Genomic DNA, 24,615 nt, shown 5'->3' with positions numbered 1-24,615 from the left:
GACCTTGGACAGCGCGTAGCTTCCCGGATAGGCGCGATGCGCCGCATTTTCGGTAATCGGCCCATCATGGCGATAGTAGAAATGGCCGATGCCGGCGTCGCCTCCGATGAGGATGAACTGTTGCGTGGTGGGGCTGGAGCGGAACGCCTCGAGCAGCCAGAAGAGGCCCTTGACCGTTACATCCATGACGTCGGCGGGCGTTTCCTTGCAAGTGGCGAGATGCAGGACGTGGGTAACGCCTTCCATTGCCGCTACCACGACATCTCGATCAGCGATCGAACCCCGCATCACGCTGATGCGGTCGGTCTCATCGAGCAAGCGATTATGACAAAGCGCGCGGATGCGTGCCTTGGAAAATCTCGCATCGTCAAGCAGCCCAGCAATGAAGCGCCGCCCGACCTTGCCCGTAGCCCCGGTGACAAGGATCAGCATGCTCTCTCTCCTAGCAGAAGCTAATATCCGCGCGTTTCCGGCGTCAACCGGTATTTGTACGACAAATACAGATTTTTGTGATGATGGGCTGATCAGGCGGACAATCGATTGACGGTTCTTCAAGCTTTTGCGTAAATGAGCACAATCGCTTTTCCGGGGAGGAGATCGGCAGGGCGAGATCGCAGGCGGCTGACTCCGGCGGGCAACGGACAGCGATGGGAGCCTGCAGGTTCTGGGGAGGTAGTCGGCTGGTGACGGTTCTCGAACTCACCAACATTTCCAAGCATTTCGGTGCCATCCACGCCGTCAACGACGTTTCGCTTTCGCTGGAGGCGGGGCAGGTGGTTGGCCTCATGGGGGATAACGGGGCTGGAAAGAGTACCCTGGTCAAGATGATCGCCGGAAACTTTCGGCCGAGCGAAGGCACCATGCGTCTCGAGGGCGAGGAAATCGTACTGCACCGGCCGGTCGAGGCACGGCAGCACGGTATCGAGATCGTCCATCAGGATCTGGCCCTTTGCAACAATCTGACGGCGGCGGCAAACGTCTTTCTCGGACGCGAACTGCGCCGCGGCGTCGGTCCCCTGCAGGTCTTGGATTACAAGACGATGTACAGGCGAGCCGGCGAGATCTTCAGGGAACTGAAATCGGAAACGCGCCCGCGCGACCTCGTCAAGCAGATGTCGGGCGGCCAGCGACAGGCGGTGGCGATCGCGCGCACCATGCTGTCGGAGGCGAAGATCGTGCTGATGGACGAACCAACCGCAGCGATTTCGGTCCGTCAGGTCGCGGAGGTCCTCAATCTGATCCGCGAGTTGCGTGACCGGGGCATTGCGGTTGTCCTCATCAGCCATCGCATGCCCGACGTTTTCTCCGTTGCCGACCGCGTGATCGTCATGCGGCGGGGCAGAAAAGTAGCCGACAAATCGATTACGGCGAGTTCGCCGGAGGAAGTCACGGGTCTTATCACCGGCGCCATCGAACAGGTTTGATCGGCGCTGCTGTCCCTATCGGGAGAAATGAAGGTCGACGATGGCAATTACCCTTGACCAGACGATTGCACAGAAGCAGCGCAGCTGGCTTTCGGAGTTGGTAGGCGGCCAGACATTCTGGGTCCTGGTTGCCGTCATTCTTGCCTGCATCTTCCTGTCCTTTGCCACCGACTCCTTTGCGACGGCGAAGAACCTCTACAATATCACCCGAAACGTCACTTTCGTCGCGATCATCGCGCTCGGGATGACCCTGGTGATCATCACCGGGGGCATCGATCTGTCGGTTGGCTCGGTGCTTTGCCTCTGCAGCATGGTGCTCGCGGTGGTCATGCACGCCGGCTATAGTATCGAAATTGGCATTGCCGCCTCGATCGGCACCGCCCTTCTGATCGGGGCCTTCAACGGTGTGATGATAGCGTATCTAAACTTCCCGCCTTTCGTGGTGACTCTCGGAATGCTCTCGATTGCGCGCAGCCTGGCAATGGTCGCATCGAACAATACGGTCGTCTTCCAGTTCGGCCCCGATCACGACAAGCTTCTGGCGCTGGGCGGCGGGGCATGGTTTCTCGGCATCGCCAATCCGGTTCTCTACATGGTCATTCTGGCGCTTCTTACCGGCTTCGTGCTGCGCTGGACCAGGTTCGGCCGCTATGTTTTCGCCATCGGCGGCAACGAGCATGCCGCAACCCTGACCGGCGTTCCCGTTCGCCGCATCAAGGTCGCCGTTTACATGATCTCAGCCTTGTCGGCGGGAATTGCAGGCATCGTTCAAACCGGCTGGCTGGGCGCCGTCACCACCAACATCGGTGCCGGAATGGAACTTCAGGTCATAGCGGCGGCGGTCATCGGCGGCGCCAATTTGGCGGGCGGTATCGGCACCGCCTTCGGTGCATTGGTCGGAGCGGCTCTGATCGAAGTGATCCGCAATAGTCTTGGCTTGCTCGGCATCAACGCCTTTTGGCAGGGCACCTTCATCGGCGGGGCAATCGTGCTTGCCGTCCTGTTCGACCGGATCCGTAATTTCCGGCAGAGCGAGTAGTCCAGGTTGCTATCGGAGAGATAGCGCATCCGCGTCGATACCGCGTGCTCGTCGGCGGGTGCTTCCTTCCGTTTGAGAGCGTCCTGCGGATAGCGAAATCGTGCACCGACTTAAGTCGGTCTCATCGGATAAATCCATTGAATACATGACGTTAAAATAGTCATTGTCGAACCGCTTGGAAAAAAACACGGCAATATAGCCAGGAATCCTGCAATTTCACTGTTTATATAAGATCGCATAATGCCTCATTTGTGAACAGTATATCGTAATTTACTCTTGCAGAAAGCGTGCTCTAATCCTGTTTCGAATTAATTTTGACAAAAATTTACCTCTATTATGCCATTATTGTTAGCCCATATGGAATTTCCGCCCGTTTCAAAGGGGAGATGCCATGGCGCTCACGACATCCGACCGAGATACGATTGCAAATGACGAGCAGTATGCGCCGGTCGACATGATGGCTTTACTGCGCGAGCTCTTCCCCATAACGCGCAGCATTACTGGTAACGGCGTTCGTCAAACGCTGGCATCGCTCAGCAGGTTCGTTCCGCTCTCGATCCATGAGGTTCCGACAGGTACCCCTGTGTTCGATTGGGAGGTTCCGGAGGAATGGAATATCCGGGGCGCCGTCATCAAGACCCTCGCGGGTCGAACCATTGTCGATTTCGCCGAGAGCAATCTCCACGTTGTCGGCTACAGCGTACCGGTCGAGAAGGAGATTTCCCGGGAAGAACTGGCCGCACATGTGCATACCTTGCCGGACCAGCCGAACTCAATTCCATATCGCACTGGGTACTACGCCCGCGACTGGGGGTTCTGCATGCGCCACTCGACGTGGCTTTCGATGCAGGACGACCGCTACCTCGTGCAGATCGACAGCGCGCTGGCTCCCGGAAGCCTGACCTACGGCGAGTACTTCATTCCAGGGGAGACGGAGAAGGAAATCCTCATATCCGTCCACGTCTGTCATCCAAGCTTGGCCAATGACAACCTCTCCGGGGTTGTTGTGGCTACTGCTCTTGCCGCGCAATTGAGTCACGCCGGCCCCCGTCGATTGGGAGTGCGGTTTCTTTTCCTGCCTGCAACGATCGGCGCCATCACGTGGCTGGCGCAAAATGAAGGCAAGCTTGACCGGATTGCTCATGGTCTGGTGCTCACCTGCGTAGGGGATGCGGGGCCGTTCCACTACAAGACAAGTCGATCGGGTGCCGCGATCGACCGCGCGGTGGAACACGTCCTGCGCCATGTCGACCACGACTACGAAATTCTGCCGTTTTTACCTTACGGCTATGATGAAAGACAGTATGGCTCGCCAGGTCTCAATCTACCGGTGGGATGCTTCATGCGAGCCGTGCATGGCACTTTTCCGGAATATCACACATCAGACGATAACTGCGATTTCGTCACTTCGGCAGCGCTTGAGCAATCGTTCGGTGTTTTACAGGAAGTTCTGCATCTTCTTGATAACGACAGAGTTTTTCAACGCACTGATGGTCGTGGGGAGCCGCAACTTGGCAGGCGGGGCCTTTATAGGGCGATTGCCGGGCAGCGCGAGGCTGGTGGAGCCTCCCAAATGGATCTCCTGTGGCTTTTGAACCTAGCGGACGGATCTCATTCGATCCTTGAAATTGCGGACCGAGCCAACGTTCCTTTCAGACGGATACTGGCAGCCGCAAAATTGAGCCTTGAAGCAGAACTGATAGCTGAGGTGAGCCAATGACAGCCATGAGCCAGACGAACTCCACGCCTACGCCCATCCCTGCCGGCCGTATCCAGGCTTGCCGCTCGTGCGGCGGTGGCGATCTTCCAACAGTGCTTGATCTGGGAGAACAGCCGCTGGCCAACGCCCTTCTCGAATCCGATTCCCTTGATGAGGCGGAGGAGTTGTTTCCGCTTGAGGTCGTCTTCTGCAGTGAATGCGGACTCCTTCAAGTCAGCGAAACTGTTCCTCCCGAAATCCTGTTCGGACAGGATTACCCATATTACTCGTCCTTTATTCCCGCTTTGCTGAAGCACAGCCGAACACATGCTTTGGCGCTGATGGAAGAATATCCGTCATTGGATCAGGGGCTTATTGTCGAAATTGCCAGCAACGACGGCTACCTCCTGAAAAATTTCGTTCGGAGAGGAATACCCGTTCTCGGCATCGACCCCGCGAAAGGTCCCGCCGAGGCTGCTCTGGAGGCCGGCGTCCCAACGCTCACTGCCTTCTTTGGGGTGGAAACGGCGTGCAAGCTCGTTGAAGACGGCAAACGTGCATCCATCATGCTTGCCAACAATGTTCTAGCGCATGTTACGGATATAAACGACTTCGTCGGGGGCTTCGCAATTCTTCTAGCCGATGACGGCATTGCTGAGTTCGAGTTCCCCTACGTTCGCGAACTCATCGAAAACTGCGCCTTCGATACGATCTATCATGAGCATGTCTTCTACTATTCTCTCGCGGCGCTCGAGCCCCTGTTTGCCCGCCACGGCCTCTACTTGAATGATGTGCAGGCGCTGTCGATCCATGGGGGATCTCTCAGGCTTCGCGTCAGCAAAACGAGAGGCAAGAGTGCCGAACTGGAGCGATTCCAGGCCGAGGAGCGTTCGCTCGGCCTCGATGGCTTGGAATACTATCTTTCGTTTGCCCGTCGGGTCGAAAAGCTGAGGGACGATCTAAGAAGGATGCTGGCCGAGATCGTCTCGCGCAAGAAGACGATCGCCGCATACGGGGCGGCGGCCAAAGGAGCGACCTTGCTCAACTACGTCGATCTCCCCGAGGGTACGATTTCGTACGTTGTCGATCGAAACTCCCACAAGGTCGGCAAAGTGATGCCGGGCGTACGGCTGCCGATCAAAGACGTCGATGAGTTGCTGCGCTCGCAACCGGACTATCTCCTGATCCTGGCTTGGAATTTTGCCGACGAAATCATTCGTCAGCAGAAAGAATATCTCGAGCGTGGCGGCATTCTTCTTCGCGCCATTCCGTATCCGCAGGTCGTGGCAGCATGATCAGTCTTAAGGGGAGTTTACCCAATTGCAATTGCGAGGGGAGCTTTGAATGAGAGACAACGGATATGTCATTCTTGGTAGCGGCATGGCAGGCTTTGGTGCGGCCAACACCCTGTTTGACAACGGAATCAGGGCCAAACTCTACGACAAACGTTCGCGACCAGGCGGACTGACATCCAGCTTCGGGTCCGGCGATGGCTTCGTTTTTGATGAAGGCGTCCACATCTCTTTCGCCAAAAACACGCGTGTAAAAGAGCTGTTCGCGCGGTCAACGAACCAGCAGTTTGAAACCGGTAATGTCTACTGCAACAATTACTGGCAGGGTTACTGGATCAAGCATCCGGCTCAAGTCAATCTTCACGGACTCCCGACTGATCTCGTGGTGAACTGCATCAAGGATTTTATCGAGGCAAGACAGCAGCCAAATCCGGAGATTCGCAATTACGAGGACTGGCTGATGGCAGCGTTTGGCCCGACCTTCGCGAATACGTTTCCGATGGTCTATACCAAAAAGTACCACACGACCGAGGCAGCCAACATGTCGACAGACTGGTTGGGGCCTCGGCTGTATCGTCCGAACCTCGACGAAGTTCTCAGGGGCGCGCTGGAACATGAGCCGCTCGACGTGTTCTATGTCAGTGAATTTCGCTATCCCACCGAGGGCGGCTTCGAATCCTTCATCAAGGGATTCTATGACAAGGCCCAGGTATTTTGCGATCATGAACTGGTCGCAATTGATCTTAAAGACAGGAAGCTGTCATTCGGGAACGGCACGACCGCGACATTTGAAAAATTGATATCGTCGCTGCCGCTGCCGGTCCTTATTCCCCTGATCATTGATGCACCGCGTGAGGTGCGCGAGGCAGCCGCGAAACTGGCGTGCACCCAGGTTGTCGTCGTAAACGTCGGGCTGAACCGGCCAATCGATACCAAGCCGCAATGGTCTTATTTCTATGACGAGGACATACCCTTCGCCCGCGTGAGCTATCGCGGAAATCTTTCGCCGAAGACCGTGCCGCCGGGTTGCGGCGGCATGCAGGCGGAAATCTATTTCAGTGAAAAATACCGCCCGCTAACAGAGAGTCCCGACGAGTGGATCGAACGGGCAATCGATGGGCTCATAAAATGCGGGCTGATCGGATCGAGGCGCGAGATTATCCATCAGAGCGCAATCATGCTTCCGTTCGGCAATATCATATTCGACCTGGAGCGAAAGGCGGCTGTCGATACGGTGCACGGCTACCTGGATGAGGTTGGGATCCACTATTGCGGTAGATTTGGCCAATGGGGATATATCTGGACCGATGCTGCATTCATGAGCGGTGAGCGCGCCGCACGCGCGGCGTTAGGCATGAGGGAACTCGAGGAAGCCTGACGAGCGGGCGCGGTCAACCGCCGGATTGCAATTTGCGCCTTAAACGCCGCGGTCTGCCACGTATTGGATGAGCGTTTCGATGAATGTATCGACATCAGCGATCGTCGTGCGGTGATTGACAAAGGCGCACCGCACGGCCAGTTCGCCGTTAAGAGTGGTCCAGGAAGGCGCGGCAAAGCCCGATTCCTGAATATCCAGGACCAGGCTTCGAACAAAATCGTCGTTCGCGCCGCGAATGCCGAAGCAGACGATGTTGAGCGCAACGGGCGCCTTCAGTTCAAATATCGGGTAGCGTTTGAGCCTTTCGGCGAGATAGCGCGCAAGCTCGCAGGTGTGCGCGATCGACTTTCCGATGCGTTCCGTTCCAAGCGCCTCGATTGTCATCCATGTTTTCAAGGCACGGAATCCGCGCGACAGGTCCGGACCTAGATCGCAAGGCCATGTTTCGCCGGCCGCAAGGCCGCGATCCGCGCGCTGCAGATAGGCGGCCGGCTGCGCGAAGGCCCGCTTTTGGGCAGCGCCGTCCCGAACCAGCAGAAATCCGGCATCATAGGGAACCTGACCCCATTTGTGAAAATCAAGGGCGACCGATGCCGACTTTTCTATGCCTTTGAACCGGTCGCGCAGGGAATGGGAGAATACGGCCAGTGCGCCGATTGCTCCGTCGACGTGAAACCAGAGATCTTCCGTGGATGCGATTTCCGCGATTTCCGGAAGCGGGTCGATGGCACCGGTGTTTACCGTTCCAGCGGTGCCCACGACGAGAAAGGGCAAGAGTCCAGTCTCACGGTCGCTCGCAATCGTTGCAGACAGCTCATCCGGCAGCATCCTGCCGGCAGCGTCAACCGCAATCTTCCGCAGATTCGCCGATCCAATGCCGGAGAGCTGCATTGCCTGCGCGATGCATCCATGCGCCTCGGAAGACGTATAGGCTACAAGCTCGCGGTCGCAGCTTCGCAAACCGGTCTCCCGGACCGATTGACCCAGCGCCTCGGTTTTCGCAATCGTCACGGCGAGGAAGTTTGCCATCGAGGAGCCGGTGACGAACAGGCCGTTCGCTCCACCCGGATATCCCAAAGCCTCACTCATCCAGCGGACGATCTGTTGTTCAACCTCGAGGCCGACGTGGTCGCGGCCGCCGCAGTTCAGGTTGAGGCCGGCCGAAACGATCTCCGCGACCATTCCGATCGGCGTGCCCGCGCCATGGACCCATCCCATGAACAACGGGTGCAAATTACCCGTCGCGAACGGCAGGACGTGGCTACGCACATCATCCAAGACATCGCCGAGTTCACGGGACTCAATCGGCAATGGTTGGGCAAACCGCGCGCGTGTCTCATCTGCGGGCTTCTGCCATACCGGCCTCTGCCTGATTGTTTCGATGTGGGTGATAATGTCGTCCAGCAAGCTATGGGCGGTCTGGCGAAACTCAGCCCAGTTCGATGGATCGAGGCTGAAAGAGGTCTCGCTCGGTCCGCCTACGATCGCTGGCTGCTGCTTGTCTTCCCGAAACATCATGGCTCCCGGGGATGTTGAAGGACCGCAGATAACTTACGGAACACGACGTCGAGCTTGGCTTCCATCGGCACTAGCGCCTGCTCCAAACTCTGGCCGGCTGGATCGCAGGCATGCTGAGCGGGTTGCATTCAAAGGGCTTCATCCTACCTGAGCGCTCCTGACCGTCGCCGTTGACGTCGCTTGCGCCGCGCGCTGCCGCAGCGCATCCTCGAAGGCTGCGAAGAGCTTGCTCATCGGTCCCTTTTTGTAGGGGAACACACTCTCCGGATCCATCGAGTGAACGATCATTGCGACATCGGCCTCGAAGACGAGCAGGCGTCCATCGGAAAGCTCGGCGCAATCAATCGCGAAATAGTCCAGCCCGAGGCGTCGATGAAGCGCTTCAAAGGCGCGCGCTTGGCGCACCGCGAAGTCGCTATCGAAGTCGGCCATCCACGATGCTTCCTCAGCACGCCTATCGGCGTACTGGGCCATGCCGGCGCTCAAGTAGTGCACCATCCAGTGGTCGGATATCGCGAGATGGCTGGCATAGGGCTTGCCATTGATGAACGCGATTCTTTGCTTCCGGAATTTTCCGTCTTCGCTGCTGTAATCGATGAATGGCGTGACATAGAATTCGCTTTCGGCGCGAGCGGTCAGGAAAGCCGAAAGTTCCGATGGCGAGGAAATTTTTTCCATTCCTTCGCCCGCATGGGTGCCCACTGGCCGGACAATCACGGGGAAGGAGCCCATTCCAGGGATTGCTTCGATCTCGATCTCGCCAGAAGCCAGCTGCTCAACCGCACTTCGAGAGACGCGCGCGACGGCCGGGACAAGTATCGAAGGCTCGTCCCTCAGCGCTTCCACAACACCATCCCGGGTGAGTCCCATGGTGAGGCGTGGCGCATTGTTCATGATGGGGCCGACCCATGCATCCAGCAGCTTTTCGAGGTTTTCCAACACCGGACGATTGGCGGGCGACTCGCCGACCGCTACGAACGCGACATCGTGCTCCGGAACATCTCTGAGGTCTCTGGTGTCGGCATCGACATAGTAGAGCAGGATATTCGCGTCGGAATCCTCAAGAAGAAATTCGATCGGCGTATTCGCCATGAAATCGCCGGCGGTCACGAAAACCAGGACGTTCAAGCCAGTGCCCCGTCCGTTCCTGATGCGATATTTCCGGCTGAGCGAAAGTGCGCCTTGCTGGCTAACTGCCGCCTCATCTTTCTGACCGAGCACGTGCAACAGGATCGACGCGTCCAGGAACACCGCGGCGTCGGCGGGATTGGCGGAAGCGCGGGCGTAGAGACTGTCCCATAGGGGAGAGAGATCCCTTCCTTCATAGGAGGCTCGTACAATGGAAGCTTTGCCGAAGATGAGATGCGGATCTTCAGACGTCTGGATCGAAAGCGCAGCGCTTTTCAAACTCTCAAGCCCTTCTAACACGCGGTCGATCCGGCCATTTCGGCCGCTACTCCGCTGCCTTGATTACGAGGTGCGAGGTTCCTCTTTCGCGCTCGGCCCTTGTGCGAGCCTGATGGCGCCTGTTCGACAAGTGAAAGAAATTCCAGCCCTGCGGGTCGATGCCCCTAATGGCCGACGGGCAAATGCGCCGGGTCCACAGGCTCTGGCCTCGGCGTCAGCACGCTGACGATGACTCATCGATCAGAAGGGCGGCAGACGCTATACGGTCAGCTGCAGCGGCGCCCGCTTGCGCGGTCGAAGAGATGCAGTGCATCGGGATCGAAGTTCAGTCCGATCTTCTGGCCGGCCGTGATGGCGGTTCGGGGTGGCAGGGCGGCCATCAGCCGATGCGGCCCGAGCTGTGCGGTCACGATCATTTCAGGTCCCGTGAGTTCGGCTACCTCGCAGACGGCTTCGAACGCGCCGGGCTCCGCAAGCCGCAGCGCCTCCGGCCTGATGCCCAGTACGACTTCCTGGCCTTGACCGAGTTTTGCCGCAGCCGCCGGCAGGGGCAGGACGGTGGAGGTGCCATCGATCCTCAGAGCGCCATCCGCGGCGGTGGCGTTCAGGAGATTCATCGGAGGCGCGCCGACGAAGGTCGCAACGTAGAGCGTCGCCGGGGAATTGTAGATTTCCTCAGGAGTGCCGAGCTGCTCGATCCTGCCGTCGCGCATCACCGCGATGCGGGTCGCGAGCGTCATCGCCTCGATCTGGTCGTGGGTGACGTAGACGACGGTGGTCTTCAGCATCTGGTGCAGCCGCTTCAGCTCGGTCCGCATTTCCATGCGCAGCTTTGCGTCGAGATTCGACAACGGCTCGTCGAAGAGGAAGACCTCCGGCTTTCGCACCAGCGCGCGCCCGATTGCCACGCGCTGGCGCTGGCCGCCGGAGAGCTGGCTCGGCTTGCGGTCAAGCAGGGCTTCGATCTGCAGGAGCTTCGCGGTGTCGCGCACCGCCGCGTCGCGCTGCGCCGCGGGCACCTTGCGCATTTCGAGGCCGAAGCCGATGTTGCGATGAACGGAGAGGTTCGGATAGAGCGCGTAGGACTGGAACACCATGGCGATGTCGCGGTCCTTTGGATGAACGCCAAGCACCGACCGGCCGCCGATCCTGACGTCGCCGCTCGTTGCCTCTGCCAGCCCGGCAATGATGTTGAGCAGCGTGGATTTGCCGCAGCCCGAGGAGCCGAGCAGCACGAGGAACTCGCCGCTCTCCAGCGAAATGTCGATGCCTTTCAGCGTCTCGACGTCGCCATAGGTCTTGCGGATGTTCTGGATTTCGAGCGCGCTCATCAAACGGCCTTCCCGGATGTCTCTGCCGCGCGATAGCTGCGCGGGAGGGTGGATATGGCGCGGGATGCCACCTCGGTTCCCGCCGAAAGGCAGGACGCGAGGGCTTCCCCGCGGGCAAGGGCGGCAAGGAATCCAGCGTTGAAGACGTCGCCGGCGCCGATCGTATCGACGACCCTCACTTTGGGCGCTGCCGCGGACACCAGGTTGCCGTCGGCATCGATGGCGATCGCCCCCTCGGGACCGCGTTTGACGACAACGATCGCACCTGACGGCATATGCGAGCGCAGGACACGCGCCGCCACGGCGGGATCATCGACGCCGGTCAGGGTCGTCGTCTCCACCTCGTTTAGCAGCGCGACCCCGCAGCGGGAGAGCCATTGCCGCGTTGCCGCACAATTTGCTTCTGTCCAGCCGTCGAGCGGCCAGCCGGTATCAAGGGCGACCGTAATCCGGTGTTGGTCGGTCCAGTCGAAGAAGGCATCGTAGTCGCGCGTCAGGTCGTCGGTCAGGAAGGAACCGCAGAGCAGGGCGTAGCCGCCGGAAAGCCGGGCCCCATCGAGCACGGCATGCACGTCGGCTAGGCTGAAGCGGGGCAGGTGCCCGCGCGTGGTGAAGAAGGTGCGCTCGCCGTCGGGATGCGTGATGCCGACCGAGAGCGTTGTGCCTTCCGGGCGCACCGGCCATTTGCTGGCGCGCGTGCCGAACGCCTCGCTCAGCCAGCGGCCGAACTGATCATCGCCGACATTGGCGGCGATCTCGTAGTCGATGCCGAGACCTTCCCATGCGAGCGCACTGTTACCGGCTGCCCCGCCGACGCGCAATTCATCATGATCGACGATGATTTCAGTGCCGGCCTTCGGCCAGGGGGTGGCCGGGCCAAGGATCAGGTCGATATTGACGTTGCCGATGACGGTAAGCGGCTTCATTCACTCGCTCCGGGTGATCTTGGTGGAGCGGACTGGCGTCCCGGCATTTTCGACCCGTGCATCGGCGAACGCGATCATCAGCGACTGCGCAACCGGCAGCAGCTGAAAAATTGCGGCCAGACCGCTCGCAGGCTTGAAGGGCAGCGTGACGGCGCCGGCAACCGGCTCCTCTCCCGAGCAGTCGAAGACGATGACCGGCGCACCCGTCTCGACGGCCGAGACGGCCATGGCGGTCACGAGACCTGCCGTCGTATCCTGGCCACGGAGAAGCACGACGCCGATCGAGGGCCCCAGCATTTCCATGGGTCCATGGCGAAGCTGTCCGCCTTCAAGCGAGAAGCAGGGGCGGCGCGACAGCTCTGTGAGGCCGAGCGCGAGCGCTTCCGCGACACCCTGCAAACGGCGCCCGGACGTGACGACCGTGGCGACATTTTTGAGGGCTGCCAGAGCGGGTTCGATATCGAGGCTCTGCGGCGCCCGCAGCACGGCCAGTGCTGCTGCCGGATTCTCTTCGAGCGCTGCGAAGATCGCGAGATGCAGTGCGAAAGTGACGGTCAGGCTCCGCGTTGCCGCGAAGGCGAGCTCGGTGCCGCCTGCGCCGACCAGCGACGGGGCCGTTCGCGCCAGAAAGGAGCCACCCTCCAGCGTCAGGCCGAAGGTGTCCGCATTTGCGCCGGTCTCGTCGAACCAGCGCAGGACCTCTGCGCTTTCACCTGATTGCGATGTCACGAAGACGGTGCGGCCTTCGAGCGAGAGCGGCTCGCCGAGCTGCTCCGACAGCGGCAGGGCGATCGCGTCGAAACCGGCTGCGCGATAGAGCGGTTCGACAGCCCGGTTGACGGCGTGCGAGCCGCCCATGCCGAGCAGCAGAAGCTTGCCGGTGCGCTTCAGCGACGCGGCAGCTTTGGCGGCCATTTCGCCCGTGCCTTCGTAAGACGCTATCGCATCGGCATGCTGCCGAGCCATTTCGCGATCGATCGCGGCAAGACCTGCCGGGCGGCTTTTCTCTGTGGTCATGTTCATCCCTTGACGCCGCCACTCGTGAGCCCCGAAATCAAGGCGCGTTGCGTGACAAGACCGATCAGCACCGGGGGCAGGGCGGCGAGCACACCGGCGGTCGCGATCAGTCCGTAATCCGAGACACGGCCGCCGGCCAGGTCGGCGATGGCGACGGTGAGCGTCTTGGCGCGCTGGTCGGACGTGAACAGCAGCGCATAGAAGAATTCATCCCAGGCAAGCAGGAACGCAAAGAGTGCGGATGTCGCCACGACCGGCATGGCAAGCGGCAGGGTGAGGATCCTCAGTGTCTGGAAAAGACCCGCACCGTCGATCATCGCAGCGGATTCGATCTCCCTGGGAATGGAATCGAAGCCGGATTTCATCAGCCAGGTCGTAAACGGCGCGAGGATCGTCAGATAGACGAGCGCCAGACCGAAGACGGTGTTGAGCATGCCGAGATAAGCAAGGCCCATGTAGAGCGGGACGGAAAGCGCGACCGGCGGCAGCATATAGGTTGCAATCACCATGGAGAGCGACCACCCGATTGACGGCGTGCGCGACACGGCCCAACCGGCCGGAATGGCAAGCGCGATCGCCGCGACCGTCGCCATGCCGGCGACCTCGATGCTGTTGCGCAACGATGCGGTGAAGGCCGCACCGGCACTGTTTTCCAGCGTGGAAAGCAGCAGCTGGTAACGAGAGAAATCGGCCGTGTGTGGCCACCAGCGCAGCGGCTTGGCAGCAAGATCGGCGGCCGGCGATATGCTCATGATGAAGAGCCAGAAGATCGGCGCCAGGATGACGGCCGCCAGCAGCAGCGCGCAGACGTAAATGAAAGCGGTGAAATAGGGGCTCTTGCGTTCCATCAGGCCGCACCCCCCGCCGTCTTTCGGACCAGGGTGGCATAAGCGACGGCAAGCAGCGTCACCAGCAGCGTGACGATGAGCGCAAGCGATGCGCCGGAACCGGCCCGCTGGAACGAGAAGGCCTCCTGATAAACGAGGATGGAGAGCGTGCGCGTGCTGTTTGCCGGCCCACCACGGGTCATGACCCAGATGATGTCGAAGACCTTGAAAGCCTCGATCGTGCGAAGCACCAGCGCCACCATCAGCGGGCCGGCGAGATAGGGCAGGATCACAAAGCGGAAGCGGGCAAACGGCCCCGCGCCATCAACCAGTGAGGCCGCAGTGATCTCGCGGGGCACCGCCTGCAGGGCCGCGAGGGCAATCAGCGCCACCAGCGGAAAGTTCTTCCAGCAGTCCGCGACGATCAGTGCCGTCAGCGCGGTACCGGGTTCGCCGAGCCATGAGCGATAGGCATCGATGAGGCCAACCTGGCTCAGTGCCGCATTGAGCGCACCATATTCCGGATTGTAGATCAGCCGCCACAGCGTCGCGTTCACGACTGTCGGAAGCGCCCAAGGCAGGATCATGAGCGCTCGCAATACGCCGCGTCCGCGAAACTCCTGGTTCAACAGCAGCGCGGCAAGCACGCCGACCACCATTTCTGCGGCAACGGATATGATCGCGAACCATGTCGTCGTGATCAATGTGCGTTGGAAATTCGAACCCGAGAGCATCTTCACGTAGTTGTCGATGCCGACGAAATTGCCGCCGGTGCCGACAAGCTTCGCATCCGTGAACGAAAGGCCGACAGTGTCGACGAGAGGCCACCCGATCACGGCGACCATCACCACAAGCAGCGGCAGCATCAAGAGCCAGGCGCGGGTTGTCATCCAGGTGCCGGACATGGCAGGGCCACCTTTTTTCATTCATCGGACAGGATCGGGAGCGGGCGGCGGCAGGCGCCGCCCGGGTACACGTCTTAGAGGCCGCTGTTTTCGGCAGCAGATTTCAGGGCGTCTTCCGGCGAAGACTGGCCGAGGAGCGATTCCTGGATCGCCTGCTGCAGCGCGGTCGAAAGCTCCTGGTACTTCGGCGTCGTCGGACGCGGATACATGGCGGCAAGACCAACCTTGGCAGCCGAGATCAGCTCTTCCTGTCCCTTGGTCACAGCCGGATCGTCATAGGACGAGGCCCAGATCGGCAGGCTAAGCTTGGCATACTCGTTCTGCGTCGCCTGCGACGTCATGAAGGCGATGTACTTCCAAGCCTCATCCGGATGCTTGCTGGCGGTCGTGACACCAAGGCCCATCGAGCCGTTGACGGCCGAAGCCTCGCTCTTGCCCGCAACACCAGGGGCCGGAACAACGCCGACCTTGCCGGCAACCTTGCTGTCCTTCGGATCGTTCGCCATGTTGTACATGTAGGTCCAGTTCAGGGCGAAGGCGGCATCACCATTCTGGAAGACCTTGCGGACGTCCTCTTCCAGGAACTCCTTAGAGTTCGGGTTGGTCAGGCCGGAGGTGTAGCTCGACACCATGTACTTTAGGGCATCGAGGCCGCCGCCGGTTTGAAAGTCCGGCTTGCCGTCCTTCAGGAAATCGCCCTTATAGGCGCTGACGAGCGTCGTGTAGTCACAAATCGCCGCTTCGGCCTGCGACCAGCTCCAGGCGATCGGGGTGGCCAGAAGGCCCTTGTCCTTGATGGCCTTGGCTTGCTCGGCGAGCTCGTCCCAGGTCTTCGGCGGTGCCTTGATGCCGGCCTTCTCGAGGATTTCCTTGTTGTAGAACAGGTATTTGGTATCAAGAATCCACGGCATTCCGTAGTACTTGCCATCGTACTGTACGGTCGTCCAGGCGCCCGGCAGTACGCCCTTCTTCATCTCGTCGGTGATGCGCGAGGAGACGTCGACCAGAACGTTGTTGCTCGCGTATTCGGCCGGCCAGATAACGTCGAACAGCACGACGTCGTAGCCGCCGCCGGAACCCTGGGCCAGAACGGTCTTGTCGTGCAGTCCTTCATAAGGGACAAATTCAAGATTGACCTTGACGTCCGGGTTGGCCTTGGTGAAGGCGTCCGTCATGGCGCGCACGTCCGCCTCACTGTAGGCGGCCTGGGCCATGAAGAGAGCGTTCAGGGTTGTCTCGGCAAATGCATGCGATGCAAAGGACGCGCCGATCAGCGCGGCGCCGACCAGCGTTTTGTTTAATGATTTCAACATTCCAGCCTCCAGTTTTTTGACAGTCACGCGATTTTCCAACGGCGGCTCCTGTCGCCGTTGGCTATCGAAGGGGCAACCGGCAGGCCGGGTGCCAAACCTGATCGGATCGCCGACGGGGCAATGCCCCTGCGTTCCCTGAAACTCTTCGGTTTCTTTTTTAGTCAATTGTATTGACTAAATAGTTCTTCAATATTTTACTGATGTCAAGAGGCAAAAACGGATGAACGATATTCGCCCGATCAGGGCCACGAGCGGAACGAACCACGAAGGCACCAGCGCCCATAACCGGCGGGTGATCATCGACGCGCTGCGCCTGAACGGCGCGTTGTCGCGGGCCGATCTCTCGCGCGCCACGCTGCTGACGAAGCAGACCGTTTCCAACATCATCGAAGAGCTGGAAAATATCGGCCTCGTCTCTTCGCAGGAGATGGTGCGCCGCGGTAGAGGGCAGCCGTCGACGCCCTACGGGCTGGTGCCGGAGGGTGCCTTCGCCATCGGTCTGCAGATCGACCGCCACATCACGCGGGCAATTGCGGTCGACCTGGTCGGCAATGGTCTCGTCAAGAAGGAAGCCAATCTTCCTGCCGGCGGGCCGGCCACCGGAACGCCGGTCGTCCTGCAGCTCCTCGACGACGTTCGCGGCGAGTTGAAGCGGCTGGTCACGCAGGCGGACAAGCGGCTGGTTGGCCTCGGCGTCGCAATGCCCGGCCCCTTCGGGATCAAGGAGGACGACTACGATCCCTGGGTGATGGGCGCGTGGCAGCGCTTTCCGCTGCTGGAAACGCTGGCTACGGGTACGGGCCTCGATGTCAGCCTTCAGAACGACGCGGCAGCCTGCGCAACGGCCGAGCGCATGGTTGGCAGGGCTCACGGGCTCGACGATGCCGTCTGTCTCTACGTCGGATACGGCATTGGCGCCGGCCTGATTCTTGGCGGCGAACTTTATAGCGGCGCTCATGGCAATGCCGGCGAAATCGGCATGGCGCTCCTCACATCGGGCGGCAGGCAGACACCGCTGGAACATCGCGCCTCGCTCGCCTCGCTCTACCAGCATCTCGGTGTCGATCCGATGGCGCCCGATATCTACACGCTCATCGGGGAGCGCGCGGCAAAGGACGATCCAAAAATCCGCGCCTGGGTGAAGGAGGCGGCTGCGGACCTGCGCTGGAGCGTTCACCTGATTGAAACAGTCTTCGATCCGCAGACGGTCATTCTGTGCGGCGCGCCGGAGGCATTGGCAACGCGGCTGCTGGCCGCCATGCAGCCGCTGCTGCCGTCCAACGCGGACCGTCCCGATCGTATCCTGCCGCGACTTCAGCTCGGCATGACAGATCCCTGGACGGTTGCCCGCGGTGCTGCCGCCGAGCCGATCGGCCATGCCTTCGACCCGCGCTTTTCCGCAATCCTGAAGGCTTAGAGCCTTCCAAGTTCAAACGGAATCGTTCTGCCAGAAAGATTTTGCGTCTGGATCGAGGCTTTGCGATGGGCATACCTGGTGTACGTCCGAGACGAGAGCGGAAGATAATGGCGGAAAATCAACCCGCCACGGGCCGCTGCGCCATGCCCCGAGCATGCTGCTTCGCCGGGCCGTGTTGCGGGGACCAGCTGGACGGAACGGACTGGGCCTATTCGGCACCCGCTTCCGGGAGGCTGATGGAGTCTCGGACCACACCATACTGGCTGCCCCAACGATCCGTCATCTCGCGGCGGATATCCCAAAGCTCGGGGAAAAACCGGTGCTGCGCGCCGGCCCGCAGCAGGTCGACCGGGCGGCCTTTCAGCGATTTCGACCCGAGCCCGATCGAGCGGTGGATCAGATAGAGATGGTTGGCGCGGAATTTCTGAAACAATTCGTCGAATTCAATCAGCGCCTCGGCGACAACATAGCTGTCGCCATGGTCATATCTTGCATCATAGATATCCTCGACTGAAAGGCCGCGGCCATCGAGATAGGCACTCTTGAAGGCTCGCCAGAGATCCGGCGGCATACGCAACAAGAGTTTGAAGCCCGGCGACTCCTGGCCGCTGCCATTGCCGAGCTGAAGGCGGATCTGCTGGTATTCTTTCGGCGACATGGTTTCGAGAAGGTCGAGCTGCGCCGTCATCATCCGCATCAGGCGATGAACGCGTCCCATAAGCGTGACGACGCGATGGGTATTCTGCTTTTCCATGAAATCCAAGACGTCGACGAGCGTATAGGCGATGAGCTTCATCCATAGCTCTTCGACCTGATGGACGATCTGAAACTGCAGCTCGTCAGCATTCGCCATCTCCGCCAGCGGCTTTTGACAGTCGAGTAGTTTGTCGCATTGGAGATAGACGCCGTAGTCGCGGATCTCGGGCGTTTCGATGCGGGCGTAATATTCTTCCTTTTGCATGGCGGCGGCTCCTTCTGCCAGCATTTGCGCCGGTCCTGCTGCGCTGTGCCCACCGTCACATTAATCGCTTTTTGCTTGAACATTGTTCCTTTCTGTTATCCTGATGATGCCAATGGGAGAATGATTGTGACGGCCTACGGCAAAACATGGAACAGATGACTTTGGATAATCTGGATCGAAGGATCGTCAGCGCGCTTGAGGCGGATGTCCGCATCTCCTTTGCGGGTCTTGCTGAAGCCGTCGGCCTCAGCAAGACACCATGTTGGAAGCGCGTGAAGGCGCTGGAGGATGCCGGCATCATTCGCGGCTATACGCCCCGGCTGGATCCCGCAAAACTCGGCTTCGGCATCGAGGCCTTTATCCAAGTATCAATCGATTTTGAACTATCGGAAGAGTTTGAAGAGGCTGTAATCAGACATCCGCTGATCTGGCGATGCCACGCGACGACCGGGGAGGCCGACTATCTGCTGCATGTCGTTACCGTCGACATGGCCGCTCTCGACTGCATGCTGCGAGAGGAACTGAGCCGGTTGCCCGGCGTGCGTCGAACCATAACCTCGATGGCGATGCGCGAAATCAAGGGTGACATTTCATTCGCAGCCGCGACCTGCCACATCCAGAAACGATAGGATAGGCGCCGACATCGCAGACAGAACTGTTTCCATTTGCTTGAAAGGCCCTGGCTCAGGTGTCAGGCGTGCCGCGGCTTCGCGCCAAGGCGGGCAAGCACCTTGCCTGGAATTCCATAGCGCTGGATGACGTCGCGGCTGTTGCGCAGCCCGCAGATCTCGCGATGGACGAAGAGCGCCCAGACCGCTTCGGCCGCAGCATCGACGAGTGTCTCCTGCTCCACGCCGACCTTGCCCTTTGCCTCGCCGTTCCGAAGCGCGGCTAGAGCCTCCTCGACCTTCAGGCCCTGCCGGCCGAGCGCGGAGGCACGTTCCGACATCAGCTCATACTCGAGGATACCGAGACCTGTCTCAGTCGTACTCGATGGATTTAGGCCGCGAGGCGGACGAACACTCATATTGATCTCCGCATGGCAAGAGTGTTGGCTCTTTCTACACGGCTTGACACCGCCTGCCAATTTTCCCGGTTTTTGGTAAGTATAGACTTACAATGAGGTCGTGGGCACGTTGAACCGAAAGACGGCGCCTTGGGGGACATTCGCCGCCGCCTGCACATGGCCGCCATGCGCTTCGATGATTGAACGGCAGATCGACAGGCCCATGCCCATGCCACCGGGCTTGGTCGTATAAAAAGCATCGAAGAGGTGGTCAAAACTCTCAGGTTCGAGGCCTGGGCCGGAATCGCGCACCGTAACAAGCACGCCGGTGGACGCATCCTTACTGGAGTCGATCGCCAATTCTCGGGGCCGCTCCGTTACTCCGCTCATCGCTTCGACTGCGTTGATGATAAAGTTAAGGATCACTTGTTGCAGTTGGACTCGATCCCCGCGGATGGGCGGAAGATCCCTTGCGAGCCGGGTCTCCAGCGAGACGCCATTCTTCAGCACCTCGCTGCGGGTGAGGGCGATCACGTCGATGATGATTTCATTGATGTCCAGCCGGTCCTTCCGCGGCGGCGCTTTCTTGACGAGGGCCCGGATGCGGCGGATGACGTCGCCGGCTCGGTTGCCGTCCCTGCTGATGCGGGCGAGCGCATCCTGGGCCTCTTCCAGATTGGGCGGCTGGGTGCCCAACCAGCGCAAAGCGGCATTGGCGTTGGCGACGACCGCGGCGAGCGGCTGGTTGACCTCATGGGCAATCGACGACGTCAGCTCCCCGAGAGTCGAGACGCGCGTAAGATGGGCGAGGTCCGCGTGCGCCTGATGCAGCGCTTTCTCCGCCTCCTCGGCCCGCTTGCGATCCTCCACATCAGTGATCGTTCCGTACCAGGTGACGATGTTTCCGAGGTCATCATGCCGCGGCACCGTGCTGCACAGGAACCACCGATATTCTCCATCGGCCCGCCGCACGCGTGCTTCCAGCGTGAAAGGGTCTCCCGCTCCCAAGGCAGCACGCCATTTCTCCAGGAGCGTTGCGCGGTCATCGGGATGCCACGAAACCGTCCAGCCCCATCCCTTGACCTCCTCCAAAGGAAGACCTGTGTATTCGATCAAGCGCTTGTTGACGAAGTTGACAGAGCCGTCGGGCAGAGCGCTCGAAACCAGCGCAGGGATGGTGTCAATGACGAGTCGAAGTTCCTCTTCGGTCTGCCGGGTCCTCTCTTCCGTCTCCGCCTGCCACCGTTGCAATGCAACGGTGGCTTCATTGGCCGCGATCCCGAGGAGAAGCCGTTCATTGGGGGTCGGAAAGTCCGGTCTCTGCGAACCTACGACGATCGCCGAGTCGCCACCCAGTCCGATCGGCGCAACAGCAATGCTCGCCGTTCCCCCTCCAACGGGATTGGCGACCGCCAACTGGCGCTCGGATGAGAGTGTCGGCAAGATCTCAGGCAGCACCGCGCGAATTGCCTCCAGTGAACCGGCAGCGCTCCGCCCGTCGGCCCGTGCGATCTCGATCAGCGGACCATCGCGTGTTCCGTGAAGGGAGATGTAAACGAATTCCGAGTCGAGCATCGAAACGAGCGCTGCTGCGATGCTGTCGGCCATCTGATACGGATCGTCGCTCTGCAAGATTGCCGGCAGCGCGGAAAGCGCGAGGAGGTCACGCATGCAACGACGCAACTCCGTTGGATCGGAGAGCGCCTGCACTCGCGGCATGACCGGTCTCGTCGGCATTTTCCCCCGCCGCGCTGGCCCTCAATGCGCTGAGGCGCCTCGGCCACGCACCTCGTTGAGCAATTCGTCCGGTGGCACGTGGTATGGATTCTCCCGCAGGATTCCCCCAATGATCACCTGAGGATGGGTGCGCAGAATGTCCATTGTGACGGCGGCACTGAACCTTGTCAGGTCATAGGTGCAGACGGTCACCTGGTCGTAATTCGGCAGGATATAATTCAGCCGCGACTCGTACTCGACGATGTCGTGCACACCCGGCAGCTCTGAGAGCGCCCATTCCATGTTCGCCCACAGCCGGGTCAAGCCGAAGCCCTGCTTCTTAGCGGCACTGAACAGGTCTTCCAGCAGTGCGAGCATCGCCTGCTGATCGAAGCGCCCGTCGCGCAAATAGCCGTCCTCCCAGGAAAGCATATCAAACTGCCCGTTTTGCTGGGCGTCCGCTATGTCGATGCCGCTCTCTCTCAGGCGCGCAAGACGCTCCGCTCGATGCGCCTTGTCGACAAACTGGAAGGTCTTATCGCCCCTCTCCAGACCGTCTTTCACAAAAGGCAGGAGGATTTGGTACTCTTCGTCCCTGGTATGGAAGAAAGCGCATGCATGACAGCCACACGCTACTGTCGATCTCGCCAACTCGATGGTTCTTTTGGCTTGGGCCATGGTTCACTCCCTGCGACAGAACGCATGAAGAAGTGGCTGCATCTCCTCTGGTAACTTGCCGAACGGCGAGTCACGAATGCTTTGGCTTCAAGACAGATCGAGCCGTTCGCACGAGTGAAGAGATGTCACTGGAATTAAATACCTTCTTGCACTTGATGGCAAGTCGAAGTGCCGCCGCTGCAGATGCCGGGCTGAAGGAGGAGAGATGAACCTCTTGGGGGCGTTGGCTATGTGTTGGTGCGCAACCATGGAGATACGGCAGCACGTTTTGCCGTCTGGGACAATCTGGATATTCGAGTAGTCGATGCGGCGTATTTCGTAGAGAAACCCCGTAGGCGCTCAATGTTCTTGAGGATCTTTAACATCTGGCGAGCTTCCCCTGGAGGCATGCGGGAGAGCACAACGCCATCGAGCTTCGCAGGATCTTGCGTCGCGATGTCGATGATGGACCAGAGATCGTTGTCGATGCGTAAGCTGTAACGGCGCGCCATCGGTATCCTCGCTATGAAGCGATCTAAAAGGCTTAATGGAAAACGGCCCCGCGGGATCGATTACTCTCGATCTCGAAAGGCACGGCGTCACGTCGATTGACCGCCTGTATGGCGTGCTCGGTTTCCCAACCCAGTTTCCAGGCATCATATCTCGCGAGCCATTCGGCAAGCGCTTCGGCTGTGTGGCCCAGCATTCTTTCCGGATGCAAGTAAGGGTTGTCCGAAAGCTTGAATCCGAGAACGCGAGCGCGCGATCCGCGCTTTTGCAGATCAACCATTTCGTCGATCGTCATTAGTTTTCCCCAGCACTCTAATGTTACGAATGTACGCTAATAAAGATTAGGCTAAACAACAAGTCATGGCAGGTAGTTATCACTAGATGCAGTTCCAGAACCGCACCCAGTCACCTTAGCGAAAACAATAGCCAACCGAAATAATCAATTGTGGTTAGGACGTAAGGCTGGGCGAAAGTTAATTAATCATGGGAACCAAGCGGATATATCGGTATGCACGCAAGGATAGCAATTTGCGGATGGGCGCGCTTGATGATCGTCTAAACCATTTGGCCACCAAAGGCTTTCGGCCCGCATGATCAGGCGGGCCGAAAGCCAGGCTAGAAGTCCATCCCGGCTCCGGGAGGCATGGCGGGAACGGCCGATTCTTTCCTGGGTTTCTCCGCCACCATGGCTTCGGTCGTCACCAGAAGGCCTGCAACGGAGGCGGCATCCTGAAGCGCAGTGCGCACGACCTTTGCAGGGTCGATCACGCCCATCGCATAGAGGTCGCCATACTCGCCCGTCTGCGCATTCCAGCCAAACGAGAAGTCATTGCTCTCGCGCAACTTGCCTACGACGATCGAACCTTCGGCGCCGGCATTCTCAGCGATCTGGCGCGCCGGGGCTTCAATCGCGCGGCGGACGATATCGACACCGACCCGCTGGTCCGTATTGGCCGCCTGGAGGTTTTCGAGAGCTTTGACGGCCCTGAGCAATGCGACGCCGCCGCCAGGTAGAATTCCTTCCTCGACCGCGGCCCGGGTCGCATGCAGCGCATCGTCGACACGGTCTTTCTTTTCCTTCACTTCGATTTCCGTCGACCCGCCGACGCGGATGACGGCAACGCCGCCAGCGAGCTTGGCAAGACGCTCCTGCAGCTTCTCGCGGTCGTAGTCGGAGGTCGTTTCCTCGATCTGGGCCTTGATCTGGGCAACGCGGCCTTCGATGTCAGTCTTCTGGCCAGCACCGTCGATGATAGTGGTGTTTTCCTTCTCCACCACGATTTTCTTGGCACGGCCGAGCATGTCGAGGGTGACGTTTTCGAGCTTGATGCCGAGATCTTCGGAAATCATCGTACCGGCAGTCAGGATCGCGATGTCTTCGAGCATGGCCTTTCGGCGGTCGCCGAAGCCCGGAGCCTTGACGGCAGCAATCTTCAGGCCACCCCGCAGCTTGTTGACGACGAGCGTAGCAAGAGCTTCGCCTTCGACGTCTTCAGCGATGATGAGGAGCGGCTTGCCGGATTGCACGACGGCTTCGAGAACCGGGAGCATGGTCTGCAGGTTGGAGAGCTTCTTTTCGTGGATCAGGATGTAGGGATCCTCAAGCTCGACCCGCATCTTTTCCTGATTGGTGACGAAGTACGGCGACAGGTAGCCGCGGTCGAACTGCATGCCTTCGACGACTTCGAGTTCGGTTTCAGCAGTCTTGGCTTCTTCGACGGTGATAACGCCTTCGTTGCCGACCTTCTGCATTGCTTCGGCAAGGAAGCGGCCGATTTCGTCATCGCCATTGGCCGAGATGGAGCCGACTTGGGCGATTTCGGCGTTGTTGGAGATACTCCGCGCCTTGTTCTTCAGTTCCTTGACGACTTCGGCAACAGCGAGGTCGATACCGCGTTTCAGATCCATCGGGTTCATGCCGGACGTAACAGCCTTGGCACCTTCTCTGACGATTGCCTGGGCGAGAACGGTCGCAGTCGTGGTGCCGTCGCCTGCCACATCGCTGGTCCTGGAAGCCACTTCTCGCAGCATCTGGGCGCCCATGTTTTCGAACTTGTCTTCGAGTTCGATTTCCTTGGCGACCGACACGCCGTCCTTGGTGATGCGCGGAGCGCCGAAGGACTTGTCGATAACGACGTTGCGGCCCTTCGGACCGAGCGTGACCTTTACGGCATTAGCAAGTATGTCGACGCCGCGAAGCATGCGTTCACGCGCCTCGGTATGGAATTTAACTTCTTTAGCAGCCATGTCTTTGTTCCTCCATAAAGCAGCC

Annotated in this window: 22 protein-coding genes; 7 read left to right on the top strand and 15 right to left on the bottom strand. The window is 59.7% G+C overall.

All coding sequences use genetic code 11. The features are described from left to right. Positions 1-432, bottom strand: a 432-nt coding sequence (locus ACPYOJ_RS23610) for an NAD-dependent epimerase/dehydratase family protein (RefSeq protein WP_481418404.1), incomplete at its 3' end; no start/stop codon positions are given. A gap of 215 nt (positions 433-647) precedes the next feature. Here ACPYOJ_RS23610 and ACPYOJ_RS23605 point away from each other — a divergent pair. The 5 genes from ACPYOJ_RS23605 to ACPYOJ_RS23585 all read left to right on the top strand — a co-directional run bounded on the left by ACPYOJ_RS23605 (position 648) and on the right by ACPYOJ_RS23585 (position 6,832). Next, positions 648-1,424, top strand: a complete 777-nt coding sequence (locus ACPYOJ_RS23605; protein ID WP_481418403.1) for an ATP-binding cassette domain-containing protein — start codon at positions 648-650, stop codon at positions 1,422-1,424. Between the two features lie 40 nt (positions 1,425-1,464). Next, complete coding sequence (locus ACPYOJ_RS23600; protein WP_168829742.1) at positions 1,465-2,463, top strand: ABC transporter permease; 999 nt, start codon at positions 1,465-1,467, stop codon at positions 2,461-2,463. Positions 2,464-2,854: 391 nt separating this feature from the next. After that, positions 2,855-4,183, top strand: a complete 1,329-nt coding sequence (locus ACPYOJ_RS23595) for a DUF4910 domain-containing protein (protein WP_481418402.1) — start codon at positions 2,855-2,857, stop codon at positions 4,181-4,183. Continuing rightward, a complete protein-coding gene (locus ACPYOJ_RS23590) occupies positions 4,180-5,457 on the top strand; it encodes a methyltransferase domain-containing protein (protein WP_481418401.1) in 1,278 nt (425 codons plus the stop codon). The genes ACPYOJ_RS23595 and ACPYOJ_RS23590 overlap by 4 nt, the downstream gene beginning before the upstream one ends. Before the next feature lie 49 nt (positions 5,458-5,506). Further along, positions 5,507-6,832: a protoporphyrinogen/coproporphyrinogen oxidase gene (locus ACPYOJ_RS23585; protein WP_481418400.1), complete on the top strand. Its 1,326-nt coding sequence runs from the start codon at positions 5,507-5,509 to the stop codon at positions 6,830-6,832. 39 nt (positions 6,833-6,871) lie between these two features. On the opposite strand, the gene ACPYOJ_RS23580 is transcribed toward ACPYOJ_RS23585, so the two are convergent. The 8 genes from ACPYOJ_RS23580 to ACPYOJ_RS23545 all read right to left on the bottom strand — a co-directional run bounded on the left by ACPYOJ_RS23580 (position 6,872) and on the right by ACPYOJ_RS23545 (position 16,076). Beyond that, entirely contained in the window at positions 6,872-8,347 is a 1,476-nt protein-coding gene (locus ACPYOJ_RS23580; RefSeq protein ID WP_481418399.1) for a pyridoxal phosphate-dependent decarboxylase family protein, read from the bottom strand. A 141-nt stretch (positions 8,348-8,488) separates the two neighbouring features. Further along, the gene (locus ACPYOJ_RS23575) at positions 8,489-9,778 is read right to left on the bottom strand and encodes an ATP-grasp domain-containing protein (protein ID WP_481418398.1); all 1,290 of its coding nucleotides are present in this window, start codon (positions 9,776-9,778) and stop codon (positions 8,489-8,491) included. 245 nt (positions 9,779-10,023) lie between these two features. Then, positions 10,024-11,088: an ABC transporter ATP-binding protein gene (locus tag ACPYOJ_RS23570; RefSeq protein WP_481418397.1), complete on the bottom strand. Its 1,065-nt coding sequence runs from the start codon at positions 11,086-11,088 to the stop codon at positions 10,024-10,026. Beyond that, a complete protein-coding gene (locus ACPYOJ_RS23565; protein ID WP_481418396.1) occupies positions 11,088-12,014 on the bottom strand; it encodes a PfkB family carbohydrate kinase in 927 nt (308 codons plus the stop codon). Before ACPYOJ_RS23565 ends, ACPYOJ_RS23570 begins: the two co-directional genes overlap by 1 nt. Beyond that, entirely contained in the window at positions 12,015-13,037 is a 1,023-nt protein-coding gene (locus ACPYOJ_RS23560) for an SIS domain-containing protein (protein WP_481418395.1), read from the bottom strand. Next, positions 13,034-13,879, bottom strand: coding sequence for a carbohydrate ABC transporter permease (locus tag ACPYOJ_RS23555; RefSeq protein ID WP_481418394.1), 846 nt, complete (start codon positions 13,877-13,879; stop codon positions 13,034-13,036). Before ACPYOJ_RS23555 ends, ACPYOJ_RS23560 begins: the two co-directional genes overlap by 4 nt. Then, positions 13,879-14,763, bottom strand: a complete 885-nt coding sequence (locus ACPYOJ_RS23550; protein ID WP_481418393.1) for a carbohydrate ABC transporter permease — start codon at positions 14,761-14,763, stop codon at positions 13,879-13,881. The genes ACPYOJ_RS23555 and ACPYOJ_RS23550 overlap by 1 nt, the downstream gene beginning before the upstream one ends. 74 nt (positions 14,764-14,837) lie before the next feature. Beyond that, positions 14,838-16,076 carry an extracellular solute-binding protein gene (locus ACPYOJ_RS23545; protein ID WP_481418392.1) on the bottom strand — a complete coding sequence of 413 codons (1,239 nt, stop codon included), beginning with the start codon at positions 16,074-16,076 and terminating at the stop codon, positions 14,838-14,840. A 220-nt stretch (positions 16,077-16,296) separates the two neighbouring features. Here ACPYOJ_RS23545 and ACPYOJ_RS23540 point away from each other — a divergent pair, with 220 nt between their 5' ends. Further along, on the top strand, positions 16,297-17,493 hold the full coding sequence (locus tag ACPYOJ_RS23540; RefSeq protein ID WP_481418391.1) for an ROK family transcriptional regulator: 1,197 nt from the start codon (positions 16,297-16,299) through the stop codon (positions 17,491-17,493). 208 nt (positions 17,494-17,701) lie between these two features. Here ACPYOJ_RS23540 and ACPYOJ_RS23535 read toward each other — a convergent pair whose 3' ends face one another. Further along, complete coding sequence (locus tag ACPYOJ_RS23535; protein ID WP_481418390.1) at positions 17,702-18,454, bottom strand: tryptophan 2,3-dioxygenase family protein; 753 nt, start codon at positions 18,452-18,454, stop codon at positions 17,702-17,704. A gap of 155 nt (positions 18,455-18,609) precedes the next feature. Here ACPYOJ_RS23535 and ACPYOJ_RS23530 point away from each other — a divergent pair, with 155 nt between their 5' ends. Continuing rightward, positions 18,610-19,083, top strand: a complete 474-nt coding sequence (locus ACPYOJ_RS23530) for an Lrp/AsnC family transcriptional regulator (RefSeq protein WP_481418389.1) — start codon at positions 18,610-18,612, stop codon at positions 19,081-19,083. Positions 19,084-19,145: 62 nt separating this feature from the next. Here ACPYOJ_RS23530 and ACPYOJ_RS23525 read toward each other — a convergent pair whose 3' ends face one another. The 5 genes from ACPYOJ_RS23525 to groL form a co-directional block, all read right to left on the bottom strand. Continuing rightward, positions 19,146-19,481 carry a DUF6665 family protein gene (locus ACPYOJ_RS23525; RefSeq protein ID WP_481418388.1) on the bottom strand — a complete coding sequence of 112 codons (336 nt, stop codon included), beginning with the start codon at positions 19,479-19,481 and terminating at the stop codon, positions 19,146-19,148. Between the two features lie 87 nt (positions 19,482-19,568). Continuing rightward, positions 19,569-21,131 carry a PAS domain-containing sensor histidine kinase gene (locus ACPYOJ_RS23520; protein ID WP_481418387.1) on the bottom strand — a complete coding sequence of 521 codons (1,563 nt, stop codon included), beginning with the start codon at positions 21,129-21,131 and terminating at the stop codon, positions 19,569-19,571. A gap of 87 nt (positions 21,132-21,218) precedes the next feature. Continuing rightward, positions 21,219-21,854: an MEDS domain-containing protein gene (locus ACPYOJ_RS23515; protein ID WP_481418386.1), complete on the bottom strand. Its 636-nt coding sequence runs from the start codon at positions 21,852-21,854 to the stop codon at positions 21,219-21,221. 523 nt (positions 21,855-22,377) lie between these two features. Beyond that, on the bottom strand, positions 22,378-22,638 hold the full coding sequence (locus tag ACPYOJ_RS23510; protein ID WP_481418385.1) for a CrpP-related protein: 261 nt from the start codon (positions 22,636-22,638) through the stop codon (positions 22,378-22,380). Positions 22,639-22,958: 320 nt separating this feature from the next. Then, positions 22,959-24,590 carry a chaperonin GroEL gene (gene groL, locus ACPYOJ_RS23505; RefSeq protein WP_481418384.1) on the bottom strand — a complete coding sequence of 544 codons (1,632 nt, stop codon included), beginning with the start codon at positions 24,588-24,590 and terminating at the stop codon, positions 22,959-22,961. Positions 24,591-24,615: the final 25 nt, after the last annotated feature.

The organism is Rhizobium sp. SVR5-9E, from assembly GCF_056755095.1.
The sequence above is the reverse complement of the archived record's forward strand: the minus strand, read 5'-3'. Positions and strand labels throughout refer to the sequence as shown.

What these genes read in the sequence shown, in the direction of transcription:
- ACPYOJ_RS23605 (WP_481418403.1), top strand. Translation starts at nt 648, where the DNA reads ATGGGAGCCTGCAGGTTCTGGGGAGGTAGTCGGCTGGTGACGGTTCTC.
- ACPYOJ_RS23600 (WP_168829742.1), top strand. Translation starts at nt 1,465, where the DNA reads ATGGCAATTACCCTTGACCAGACGATTGCACAGAAGCAGCGCAGCTGG.
- ACPYOJ_RS23595 (WP_481418402.1), top strand. Translation starts at nt 2,855, where the DNA reads ATGGCGCTCACGACATCCGACCGAGATACGATTGCAAATGACGAGCAG.
- ACPYOJ_RS23590 (WP_481418401.1), top strand. Translation starts at nt 4,180, where the DNA reads ATGACAGCCATGAGCCAGACGAACTCCACGCCTACGCCCATCCCTGCC.
- ACPYOJ_RS23585 (WP_481418400.1), top strand. Translation starts at nt 5,507, where the DNA reads ATGAGAGACAACGGATATGTCATTCTTGGTAGCGGCATGGCAGGCTTT.
- ACPYOJ_RS23580 (WP_481418399.1), bottom strand. Translation starts at nt 8,347, where the DNA reads ATGTTTCGGGAAGACAAGCAGCAGCCAGCGATCGTAGGCGGACCGAGC.
- ACPYOJ_RS23570 (WP_481418397.1), bottom strand. Translation starts at nt 11,088, where the DNA reads ATGAGCGCGCTCGAAATCCAGAACATCCGCAAGACCTATGGCGACGTC.
- ACPYOJ_RS23565 (WP_481418396.1), bottom strand. Translation starts at nt 12,014, where the DNA reads ATGAAGCCGCTTACCGTCATCGGCAACGTCAATATCGACCTGATCCTT.
- ACPYOJ_RS23560 (WP_481418395.1), bottom strand. Translation starts at nt 13,037, where the DNA reads ATGAACATGACCACAGAGAAAAGCCGCCCGGCAGGTCTTGCCGCGATC.
- ACPYOJ_RS23555 (WP_481418394.1), bottom strand. Translation starts at nt 13,879, where the DNA reads ATGGAACGCAAGAGCCCCTATTTCACCGCTTTCATTTACGTCTGCGCG.
- ACPYOJ_RS23550 (WP_481418393.1), bottom strand. Translation starts at nt 14,763, where the DNA reads ATGTCCGGCACCTGGATGACAACCCGCGCCTGGCTCTTGATGCTGCCG.
- ACPYOJ_RS23545 (WP_481418392.1), bottom strand. Translation starts at nt 16,076, where the DNA reads ATGTTGAAATCATTAAACAAAACGCTGGTCGGCGCCGCGCTGATCGGC.
- ACPYOJ_RS23540 (WP_481418391.1), top strand. Translation starts at nt 16,297, where the DNA reads ATGAACGATATTCGCCCGATCAGGGCCACGAGCGGAACGAACCACGAA.
- ACPYOJ_RS23535 (WP_481418390.1), bottom strand. Translation starts at nt 18,454, where the DNA reads ATGCAAAAGGAAGAATATTACGCCCGCATCGAAACGCCCGAGATCCGC.
- ACPYOJ_RS23530 (WP_481418389.1), top strand. Translation starts at nt 18,610, where the DNA reads ATGACTTTGGATAATCTGGATCGAAGGATCGTCAGCGCGCTTGAGGCG.
- ACPYOJ_RS23525 (WP_481418388.1), bottom strand. Translation starts at nt 19,481, where the DNA reads ATGAGTGTTCGTCCGCCTCGCGGCCTAAATCCATCGAGTACGACTGAG.
- ACPYOJ_RS23520 (WP_481418387.1), bottom strand. Translation starts at nt 21,131, where the DNA reads ATGCGTGACCTCCTCGCGCTTTCCGCGCTGCCGGCAATCTTGCAGAGC.
- ACPYOJ_RS23515 (WP_481418386.1), bottom strand. Translation starts at nt 21,854, where the DNA reads ATGGCCCAAGCCAAAAGAACCATCGAGTTGGCGAGATCGACAGTAGCG.
- ACPYOJ_RS23510 (WP_481418385.1), bottom strand. Translation starts at nt 22,638, where the DNA reads ATGACGATCGACGAAATGGTTGATCTGCAAAAGCGCGGATCGCGCGCT.
- groL (WP_481418384.1), bottom strand. Translation starts at nt 24,590, where the DNA reads ATGGCTGCTAAAGAAGTTAAATTCCATACCGAGGCGCGTGAACGCATG.